This window comes from Sphaerotilus natans, from assembly GCF_900156335.1.
Taxonomy (GTDB): domain Bacteria; phylum Pseudomonadota; class Gammaproteobacteria; order Burkholderiales; family Burkholderiaceae_C; genus Sphaerotilus; species Sphaerotilus natans.
This window is the reverse complement of sequence record NZ_FTMZ01000017.1, coordinates 65484-74616: the sequence shown is the minus strand read 5'-3', so window position 1 is coordinate 74616 and position 9133 is coordinate 65484. Positions and strand designations below refer to the sequence as shown.

At 73.2% G+C, this 9133-nt stretch carries 10 protein-coding genes; 3 read left to right on the top strand and 7 right to left on the bottom strand.

Annotated features, from left to right (window positions below; all coding sequences use genetic code 11):
* Positions 1 to 18 precede the first annotated feature (18 nt).
* From BW996_RS14920 to BW996_RS14910, 3 genes are read left to right on the top strand one after another with little or no spacing between them, the layout of a single operon-like run.
* Positions 19 to 1518: an aldehyde dehydrogenase family protein gene (locus BW996_RS14920; RefSeq protein ID WP_037484956.1), complete on the top strand. Its 1500-nt coding sequence runs from the start codon at positions 19 to 21 to the stop codon at positions 1516 to 1518.
* Between the two features lie 28 nt (positions 1519 to 1546).
* Positions 1547 to 2551 carry a Bug family tripartite tricarboxylate transporter substrate binding protein gene (locus tag BW996_RS14915; RefSeq protein WP_037484958.1) on the top strand — a complete coding sequence of 335 codons (1005 nt, stop codon included), beginning with the start codon at positions 1547 to 1549 and terminating at the stop codon, positions 2549 to 2551.
* On the top strand, positions 2548 to 3510 hold the full coding sequence (locus BW996_RS14910; RefSeq protein ID WP_037484960.1) for a 2-hydroxyacid dehydrogenase: 963 nt from the start codon (positions 2548 to 2550) through the stop codon (positions 3508 to 3510). The genes BW996_RS14915 and BW996_RS14910 overlap by 4 nt, the downstream gene beginning before the upstream one ends.
* Here the strand turns inward: BW996_RS14910 and fghA are convergent.
* The 7 genes from fghA to BW996_RS14875 form a co-directional block, all read right to left on the bottom strand.
* Complete coding sequence (gene fghA / locus BW996_RS14905; protein WP_037484962.1) at positions 3503 to 4351, bottom strand: S-formylglutathione hydrolase; 849 nt, start codon at positions 4349 to 4351, stop codon at positions 3503 to 3505. The two genes, BW996_RS14910 and fghA, sit on opposite strands and share 8 nt — an antisense overlap.
* Before the next feature lie 28 nt (positions 4352 to 4379).
* The gene (locus BW996_RS14900; RefSeq protein WP_037484964.1) at positions 4380 to 5489 is read right to left on the bottom strand and encodes an S-(hydroxymethyl)glutathione dehydrogenase/class III alcohol dehydrogenase; all 1110 of its coding nucleotides are present in this window, start codon (positions 5487 to 5489) and stop codon (positions 4380 to 4382) included.
* Between the two features lie 39 nt (positions 5490 to 5528).
* Positions 5529 to 5792 (bottom strand): metal/formaldehyde-sensitive transcriptional repressor, encoded by a 264-nt coding sequence (locus tag BW996_RS14895; protein WP_037484966.1) that lies wholly within the window; start codon positions 5790 to 5792, stop codon positions 5529 to 5531.
* Positions 5793 to 5840: 48 nt separating this feature from the next.
* Positions 5841 to 7163 carry a D-serine ammonia-lyase gene (dsdA, locus tag BW996_RS14890; RefSeq protein ID WP_037484968.1) on the bottom strand — a complete coding sequence of 441 codons (1323 nt, stop codon included), beginning with the start codon at positions 7161 to 7163 and terminating at the stop codon, positions 5841 to 5843.
* Positions 7135 to 7524, bottom strand: coding sequence for a 2Fe-2S iron-sulfur cluster binding domain-containing protein (locus tag BW996_RS14885; protein WP_206539529.1), 390 nt, complete (start codon positions 7522 to 7524; stop codon positions 7135 to 7137). Before BW996_RS14885 ends, dsdA begins: the two co-directional genes overlap by 29 nt.
* Positions 7525 to 7661: 137 nt before the next feature.
* Positions 7662 to 8729, bottom strand: coding sequence for an NADH:ubiquinone reductase (Na(+)-transporting) subunit F (locus tag BW996_RS14880; protein ID WP_037484969.1), 1068 nt, complete (start codon positions 8727 to 8729; stop codon positions 7662 to 7664).
* A 19-nt stretch (positions 8730 to 8748) separates the two neighbouring features.
* Complete coding sequence (locus tag BW996_RS14875) at positions 8749 to 9111, bottom strand: phenol hydroxylase subunit P4 (protein ID WP_037484972.1); 363 nt, start codon at positions 9109 to 9111, stop codon at positions 8749 to 8751.
* Between the last annotated feature and the right edge of the window lie 22 nt (positions 9112 to 9133).

Below are 9133 nucleotides of genomic sequence, written 5' to 3'. Positions count from 1 at the left end.
CCTGGAGTTGATCTTCCCATGAGCCAGATGCTTTCCTCCTTCGACGCCCGCACCGGCGCGCTGCTGGCCGAACTGCCGGCGACCTCGCCCGCCCAGCTCGACGCCGCCTGCGAGGCCGCGGCCGCCGCCTTCCCGCTGTGGCAGGCCGCCGCCGGCGCCGAGCGCGCCACGCTGCTGCGCGCGCTGGCCGCCGCGCTCGAGTCCGACCGCGAAGGCCTGGTGGCGCTGGCCGACCAGGAAACCGCGCTGGGCCCGGTGCGCCTGAACGGCGAGCTGGACCGCACCGCCTTCCAGCTGCGCCGCTTCGCGGACATTGCTGAACGTGGCGAGCCCTTCGCCTTCGTGGACGATCCGGCGGTGGCCGGCGCGCCGCCGGCCGGGCATCCGGCGATGCAGCGCTGGAGCGTGCCGCTGGGCCCGGTGGCGATGTTCTCGGCCTCGAACTTCCCCTTCGCCTTCTCGGTGCTGGGCGGGGACACCGCCTCGGCGCTGGCCGCCGGCTGCCCCGTCGTCGTCAAGGCCCACACCGGCCACCTGCAGCTCTCCAACCGGGTGTTCGGCCTGGTGCAGGGGGCGCTGGCCGCTTTGGGCCTACCCGCCGGCCTGATCGGCCTGGTGCAGGGCGGCGGGCGTGACATCGGCGTGCGGCTGATCCGCCATCCGGCGATCGCCGCCGGCGCCTTCACCGGCTCGACCCAGGGCGGCGCGGCGCTGGCCGCCGAGGCCGCCGCCCGCCCGCGCCCCATCCCCTTCTTCGGCGAGCTGGGCTCGGTCAATCCGGTGATCGCGCTGCCCGACCGGCTCGCGACCGACGGCGCGGCGCTGGCGGCCACGCTGGCGGGCTCGATCGCGCTGGGCTGCGGCCAGTTCTGCACCAACCCCGGCCTGATCCTGCTGATCGACGAGCTGCAGCCCGGCGTGGCCGCCAAGGCGATCAACGACCGCTTCGTGGCCCAGCTGCGCGAGGCGCTGGGCGGCCAGCAGCCGCACGCGATGCTGACCCGCACGATGCGCGGCGCCTTCGAGGCCGGCGTCGCGCACTGGGAGGAGGCCGGCGCCGAGCTGCTGCTGCGCGAGTCGGCCGCCGCCGGCCAGCCGCCGCGCCCGGTGCTGGCGCAGGTCAGCGCCATCGAGTTCATCGCCCGCGCGGCGCTGCGGGAAGAAGTCTTCGGCCCGAGCAGTCTGATCGTGCGCGCGGCCAGCTTGAGCCAGGCGCTGCAGGTGCTGCAGGCCGTCGGCGGCAGCCTGACGGTGACGCTGTGGGGCGTCGAGCAGGACGGCGACCGCTCGCGGGCGCTGGTGCGCGGCGCGATGGCGATCGCCGGGCGGGTGCTGTTCGCCGGCGTGCCCACCGGCGTGGCGGTGACGGCCGCGCAGCAGCACGGCGGCCCGTGGCCGAGCAGCACGCGCCCCGAGAGCACCTCGGTGGGCGACGCGGCCCTCGTGCGCTTCCTGCGCCCGGTGTGCCTGCAGGACGCGCCGGCCTGGCTGGTCGGGCGTCAGGGCCGACCGGTTTGAACGTTCAAACTCGCTGAAGGAGACAAGCATGACGATGAACCGCCGGGCCGCCGGTGCCCGAACCCTCGCCCTGGCGCTGGGCGGCCTGGGCGCTGCGCTGATGCCGACCGGAACCGCGCTGGCGCAAGGCCAGAAGGCGCCAGCCTGGCCGGACAAGCCGATCCGCATCGTCGTGCCTTATCCGCCGGGCGGATCATCCGACATCATCGCCCGCGCGATCGCGCAGCCGTTGTCGCAGGCGCTGGGCCAGACGGTGATCATCGACAACCGCGCCGGCGCCAACGGCAACACCGGCGCCGACGCGGTGGCCAAGGCCACCGACGGCCACACGCTGCTGCTGTGCGATGTCGGCGCGCTGGCGATTTCGCCCTCGGTCTATCCGAAGCTGCCCTTCGACCCGAGCCGCGACCTGCGCGGCGTGGGCATGCTGGCCTACTCGCCGCACCTGCTGGTGGTGCATCCCTCGGTGCCGGCCAACAACCTGGCCGAGCTGGTGGCGCTGTCGAAGCGCGAGCGGCTGAACTTCGCCGTCACCGCGATCGGCAGCGCGCCGCACCTGGCGGGTGTTGCCGTCGAGAAGGCCACCGGCGCGCAGTGGAACTACATCCCCTACAAGGGCGGCTCGCAGGCGATCAGCGACACGATCGCCGGCCAGACGCAGATCCTGATGAACGGCATGCTGGCGACGCTGCCGCAGGTCCAGTCGGGCAAGCTCAAGGTGCTGGGCGTGTCCAAGGCCACCCGCGTGCCGCTGCTGGCGCAGGTGCCGACCATCGCCGAGCAGGGCGTCAAGGGCTTCGAGTCCGGCACCTGGCAGGGCGTGATGATGCCGGCTGCCACGCCGCCGGCGGTGGTGCAGAAGCTCTCGGCCGAGCTGACGCGCATCATCCGCTCGCCCGAGGTGCGCGAGCGCTTGGTCGCGCAGGGCGCCGAGGTGCGCACGATGACGCCGGCCGAGCTGGGCGGCTTCTTCGAGCAGGAGCGTCGCCGCTGGGCCCAGGTGGTCGCGCAGGGCGGCGTCAAGCCCGAATGACGGCGCCGGCGCAGCCCCATCGCCATCGGCTGCTGCAGGCCGGGCCGCTGCTGCCGGCTCTGGAGCAGGCGCTGGTCGCGCGCTACGCGGTGCAGCGCCTGAGCGACGAGGCCGACCCGCAGGCTTTCCTGGCCGCCCACGGCGCCGACTTCGACGGCTATGTCACCTCGGCGGTCATGGGGCTGGACGCGGCGCGGCTGGCGCAGCTGCCGAAGCTGCGGGTGGTGTCGAGCTTCGGCGTCGGGCTGGACCGCATCGACCTGGCGGCGGCAGTGGCGCGCGGCGTGCAGGTCGGCTTCACGCCAGGTGTGCTCGACGACTGCGTGGCCGATCTGGCCTTCGCGCTGCTGCTCGACACGATGCGCCGGGTCAGCGCGGCCGACCGCTTCGTGCGGCGCGGCGCCTGGCCGGCCGGGCCGTTCGGCCTGTCGCGGCGGGTCAGCGGCGCGCGGCTGGGCCTGGTCGGCTTCGGCCGCATCGGCCAGACCATCGCGCGCCGGGCCAGTGGCTTCGATATGGCGGTGCGCTACCACAGCCGCCGTCCGGTCGAGGGCTCGGCCTGTCCGCACGAGCCCTCGCTGCACGCGCTGGCCGCCTGGGCCGACGTGCTGGTGGTGATCACCGCCGGCGGCGCGGCCACCCGGCATCTGATCGATCGCGCGGTGCTCGACGCGCTCGGCCCCGAAGGCTTCCTGGTGAATGTCTCGCGCGGCAGCGTGGTCGACGAGGCGGCGCTGGTGGAGGCGCTGCAGACCGGGCGCATCGCCGGCGCCGGGCTGGACGTGTTCGCCGACGAGCCGCAGGTGCCCGAGGCGCTGCGCGCGCTCGACTCGGTGGTGCTGACGCCGCATGTCGCCAGCGCCACCCGCGAGACCCGCCAGGCCATGGCCGACCGGGTGATCGACAACCTGGAGGCCTTCTTCCGCGACGGACAGGTGCGCTTTTCGGCCCTCAGCTGACGTGGCTGGCGGCGCCCAGCGCCCGCGCATGCCAGGCCACATGCTCGCCGATGAAGCTGGCGATGAAGTAGTAGCTGTGGTCGTGGCCGGGGTGGATGCGCAGCGTCAGCGGGTGGCCGGCGGCCTCGCAGGCGGCGCGCAGCAGCTCCGGGCGCAGCTGCACGCTCAGGAAGTCGTCGGCCTCGCCCTGATCGACCAGCAGCGGCAGGCGCTCGGTGGCCTGCGCGATCAGCGCCACCGTGTCGTGCGCGGCCCAGGCGGCCGGATCGTCACCCAGGTAGGCGGCGAAGGCCTTCTGCCCCCACGGCACCTGGCGGGGCGCGACGATCGGCGCGAAGGCCGAGACGCTGGCGTAGCGGCCCGGATGGCGCAGCGCCAGGCTCAGCGCGCCGTGGCCGCCCATCGAGTGACCGCTGATCGCGCGCCGGTCGCTGGCCGGGAAATGCGCCTCGATCCAGCCCGGCAGCTCGTGCACCACATGGGTCTCCATGCGGAAGTGCGCCGACCACGGCGCCTGCGTGGCGTCCAGGTAGAAGCCCGCGCCCTGGCCCAGGTCGTAGGCGGGATCGTCGGCCACCTCGGCCCCGCGCGGGCTGGTGTCGGGCGCCACCACGATCAGGCCGTGCGCGGCCGCATGCTGCTGCACACCGGCCTTGGTGATGAAGTTCTGCTCGGTGCAGGTCAGGCCCGAGAGCCAGTACAGCACCGGGCAGCGCTCGCCCGCCAGCGCCGCCGGCGGCAGGTAGACGCCGAAGCGCGCCGGCCCGCCCAGCGCCTCGGAGTGATGGGTCCAGACCTCCTGGCGGCCGCCGAAGCTGGCGTGCTGCTCGATGCGTTCCATGGCATGTCTCCCAGCGTCTGGTCGGCGATCAGTAATGCACCACGCTGCGGATCGACTGGCCCGAGTGCATCAGCTCGAAGGCCTCGTTGATCTCGGGCAGGCCCATGGTGTGGGTGACGAAGGGCTCGAGACGGATCTTGCCGGCCATCGCGTCCTCGACCATGCCGGGCAGCTCGCTGCGGCCCTTGACGCCGCCGAAGGCCGTGCCCAGCCACTTGCGGCCGGTCACCAGCTGGAAGGGGCGGGTGGAGATTTCCTGGCCCGCGCCGGCCACGCCGATCACCACCGACTGGCCCCAGCCGCGGTGCGCGCATTCCAGCGCCGCGCGCATCACGTTGACATTGCCGATGCACTCGAAGCTGTGGTCCACGCCCCAGCCGGTCATCTCGACGATCACCTGCTGCACCGGCTTGTCGAAGTCCTTGGGGTTGACGCAGTCGGTGGCGCCGAAGGTGCGCGCCAGATCGAACTTGTCCGGGTTGGTGTCGACCGCGATGATGCGGCCCGCGCCGGCCATCTGCGCGCCGTGCACCACCGCCAGGCCGATGCCGCCCAGGCCGAACACCGCCACGGTGTCGCCCTTCTGCACCTTGGCGGTGTTCTTGACTGCGCCCAGACCCGTGGTCACGCCGCAGCCCAGCAGGCAGACCTGCTCGGGGTTGGCGTCCGGGTTGACCTTGGCCAGCGAGACCTCGGCCACCACGGTGTACTCGCTGAAGGTCGAGCAGCCCATGTAGTGGTAGATCGGCTGGCCGTTGTAGGAAAAGCGCGTCGTGCCGTCGGGCATCACGCCCTTGCCCTGGGTGGCGCGCACGCTCACGCACAGATTGGTCTTGCCCGACTTGCAGAACAGGCACTCGCCGCACTCGGCGGTGTAGAGCGGGATGACGTGGTCGCCGGGCTTGACGCTGGTGACGCCTTCGCCCACCTCGACGACGATGCCGGCGCCCTCGTGGCCCAGCACCACCGGGAACAGGCCCTCGGGGTCGTCGCCGCTCAGGGTGAAGGCGTCGGTGTGGCAGACGCCGGTGTGGGTGATCTTGACCAGCACCTCGCCTTTTTGCGGCGGGGCGACATCGATCTCGACGATCTGCAGCGGCTGGCCGGCAGCAAAGGCGACGGCGGCTCGTGACTTCATGGCAGGGGTCCTTGCTCGGGGCGGGTGGGGGAGTGGGGTTCAGCGCAGATAGGAGCGCACCAGCGCGGTGAGGTCGCGCGCCAGCGCCTCGGGGTCGTCAGGCGCGGCCAGCTCGTCGCGGATGTGTGCGGCCATCACCTCGGCCATCAGGCCGTTGACCGCGCCGCGCATCGCCGCGAGCTGCTGCAGGATCGGCGCGCAGTCATCGCCGGCCTCGAGCGCGCGCTCGAGGGCCTCGGCCTGGCCGCGGATGCGACGCACCCGGGCCACGGCCTTCCTGCGGTCTTCCGGCGAGTTGGGCATGGGGCTCTCCTGTACTCCCGGGCAGTATATGGTCCTGCCGCCTCGCTGTCACCGCCCGCGTGCCAGATAGCCCGCCATGTCCTCGTCCGGCACCATGCTGCCGCCGGTGGCCCAGGCGATGTGGGTGGCGTCCGCGGCCTGCTGGGGCGGCAGGTGATCGGCCAGCCGGGCGATGCCGGGCACGCCCGCCAGCGCGGAGGGCTCCAGCCGCAGCCCTTCCTCGCGCTCGGCCAGGGCCAGCAGCGCGAACAGCTCGTCGTCCTGCACGGTGAAGCCGCCCGCGATCAGCCGGCGCAGCGCCCGGCCGACGAAGCCCGAGGCGCGCGCCACCGCCAGCCCGTCGGCGGCGGTGCGGTTGTCCAGGCCGATGTCGTGCACCGAGACGGCCTCGTGCAGGTCGGTGATCAGCCCGAGCAGCATGCAGGGCGCGGCCACCGGCTCGGCGAACCAGCAATGCACCGCGTCGCCCAGCAGCAGCTTGAGCCCGAAGGCCACGCCGCCGGGGCCGCCGCCCACGCCGCAGGGCAGGTGCACATGCAGCGGATGCGCGGCATCGGCCCGGATGCCGGCCTCGGCCAGCTGCGGCAGCAGCCGCTCGGCCGCGACCGCGTAGCCGAGGAAGAGGTGGCGCGAGTTCTCGTCGTCGATGAAATGGCACAGCGGATCGGCCTCGGCCTGGCGGCGGCCCTCGGCGACCGCGGCGCCGTAGTCGGCGCGGTGCTCGACCACGGTGACGCCGCCGGCGCGCAGCCGCTCCTTCTTCCACGGGCGCGCGTCGGCCGACATGTGCACCGTGACCTGCAGGCCCAGCGCCGCGCCCATCAGCCCGATCGACAGCCCGAGGTTGCCGGTCGAGCCCACCGCCAGCCGGTGGCGGCCGAAGAAGGCGCGCGCGTCGGGCGCCAGCAGCCGGCGGTAGTCGTCGTCCTGCCGCAGCAGCCCGGCCGCGAGCGCCAGGGCCTCGGCATGCTGCAGCACCTCGTGGATGCCGCCACGCGCCTTGATCGAGCCCGATACCGGCAGGTGGCTGTCGAGCTTCATCCACAGCCGGCCGGGCAGGGCATCGCGCCCCAGGCGCCGCGCCATCGCCGCCTGCAGCCGCGGCACCTCGCGCAGCGGCGACTCGATCAGGCCGCCGGCCGCGGCGGTGGCCGGAAACAGCTCGGCGATCAGCGGCGCAAAGCGCCTGAAGCGCGCGCTGGCCGCCGCCACATCCTGCGGCCCCAGGCCGACATCGGCCAGCGCCTGGGCGGCCGGCGCCTGGCGAGGATTGGCCCAGAGCAGCGGCTGGCGCGCCTGGAGGATCGGAAGTTCGGGATGACGGTCGATCAGATCAGCGGGGTCAGTCGGGGCGTGAGGCAGGGCGTTCATGATGCGATTCTGCCGCTCGGCCCGAGCCGGCATCGCTGCGGCAGACGCTCTTGCGCATCAGCCCGATCACGCTCAGGCTCAGATCGCTGCAAGGGCGGACCCGGCAGGCCAGGACCCGGCCGTCGCGCTCGTCGTCCTCGCTGACATGGTCGCGGCTCATCACGCGCGAGGCATAGTGGCCGTCGCGGATCTGCACCTTGCACACGCCGCAGCCGCCATTGCGGCAGCCCACCGGGATGCCCTTGCGGCCCAGCGCCTCCATGCCCTCCAGCAGCGAGCGGGTGTCGGCGCAGCGGTAGGTCTCGCCGGTGTCTTCGATGCGCACCGCGAAGCGCGCGGTCGGGGGTGTGCTCATCGCCATGGTGTGTCTCCTGTCTCTGTCTGTTTTCCTGGCGGGAAGGACGATAGCCAGACCCCTTCCCGCCTGTCCAATACCGAAAAGGTCCGCCGCGATGCCCGGCGGGTATGCTGCGGCGCAGCAGTGCTGGGCCCGCTCGCTCAGACCGAACGGAACAGCGGACTGCGCACCCGCTGGGCGTCGGCGGCCGACAGGAACTGCTCGGTGTGGATGTCGCGCTCGAACAGCCGGCCCTGCATCAGCGCCGAGACCGAGGCCTCCACCATCGCCGGCGGGCCGCAGAGGTAGGCCTTCAGGCCGCGGAAATCGCCGCCGAACAGCTCGCGCGCGGCCTCGTGCGCCCAGCCGCGCAGGCCGCGCCAGCCGCTGCCCTCGGGCTCGTGCGACAGCACCGGCAGGTAGCGCAGCCGGGCCGGGTCGGCCTCGGCGCGCGCGATCCAGTCCTCATGCTCGTAGAGCTCCTCGCGGCAGCGCTGGCCGACGACCAGCGTGATCGGCGGGCCGTCGCCCTGTTCGAGCAGATCCAGGATCATGCTGCGCGGGCTGGCCAGGCCGGAGCCCCCGGCGATGAACAGCATCGGCCGCGCGGCCGAGCTGCGCACGAAGAAGCGGCCGTAGGGCCCGGCGAGGTCGAGCGTCATGCCCGGGCGCAGCGTGTCGTGCAGCCAGCCGGTGCCCGCGCCGCCGGGCACGCGGCGCACCTGCAGCGCGATGCGCGCCTCGTCACGCGCGAGCGACGGCGGCGAGGCGATCGAGAAGGCGCGCCGCGCCGCCAGCCCCGGAATCGCCAGGTTGATGTACTGGCCGGCCTGGAAGTCGATCGGCCGGTCGAGCTGCAGCTCGATGCCGAGGATGGTCGGCGTCAGGGCGCGCGTGGCCCGCACGGTGGCGCGGAAGTCCTCCACGGGAATCGTCCGCGCATCCGGGTCGATGTCGAGGTCGGCCTCGATCACCGCGTCGGACTGCAGCGTCGCGCAGCAGGCCAGCGTCTGGCCTTCCTCGCGCTCGAAGTCCATCAGCGCGAAGGGCGAGGCCTCGCCGTGGTCCACCTCGCCGTCGAGCACGCGCACCTTGCAGGTGGCGCACAGCCCGTGGCAGCAGGCGTGCGGCAGCCAGAGGCCCGCGCGCAGGCAGGCGTCCAGCACGGTCTGGTCCGGCGCGACCTCGACGGTCTGGCCGGTCGGTTCGATGCGCAGCTCGAAGCTCATGGGGCTGCCTCCTGCGCGCTCAGAAGGCCGCGCCGGCCAGGCCCGGCAGGGCCGGCGTGCGCAGGCGCAGCGAGGTCTTGTGACCGATGCCGTTGGCCGCCAGGCTCGCCGCCGGGTCCGGCGCGAAGGGCTGGCCGCCGCGCAGCCATTGCACCTGGTCCCAGTCGATGCGCGCGAAGTCGGGATGCTGGCCGTACAGGCCCGGCAGCACCGCCGCCTGCAGCGCGCCGAAGGGCATCTCCGGCGGCACCGGAATGCACAGCGGCGCGGCGAACATCAGGTGCCGGTCCCAGCCGATGTAGAGCAGCTGCTGGCCGCGGTAGTGATCGACGCTGTCCTTCATGTCGCCGTGGTAGTCGGGGGTGATCGCTTTGACGCTCATTCGTGTCTCCTTCTTGGGGCGC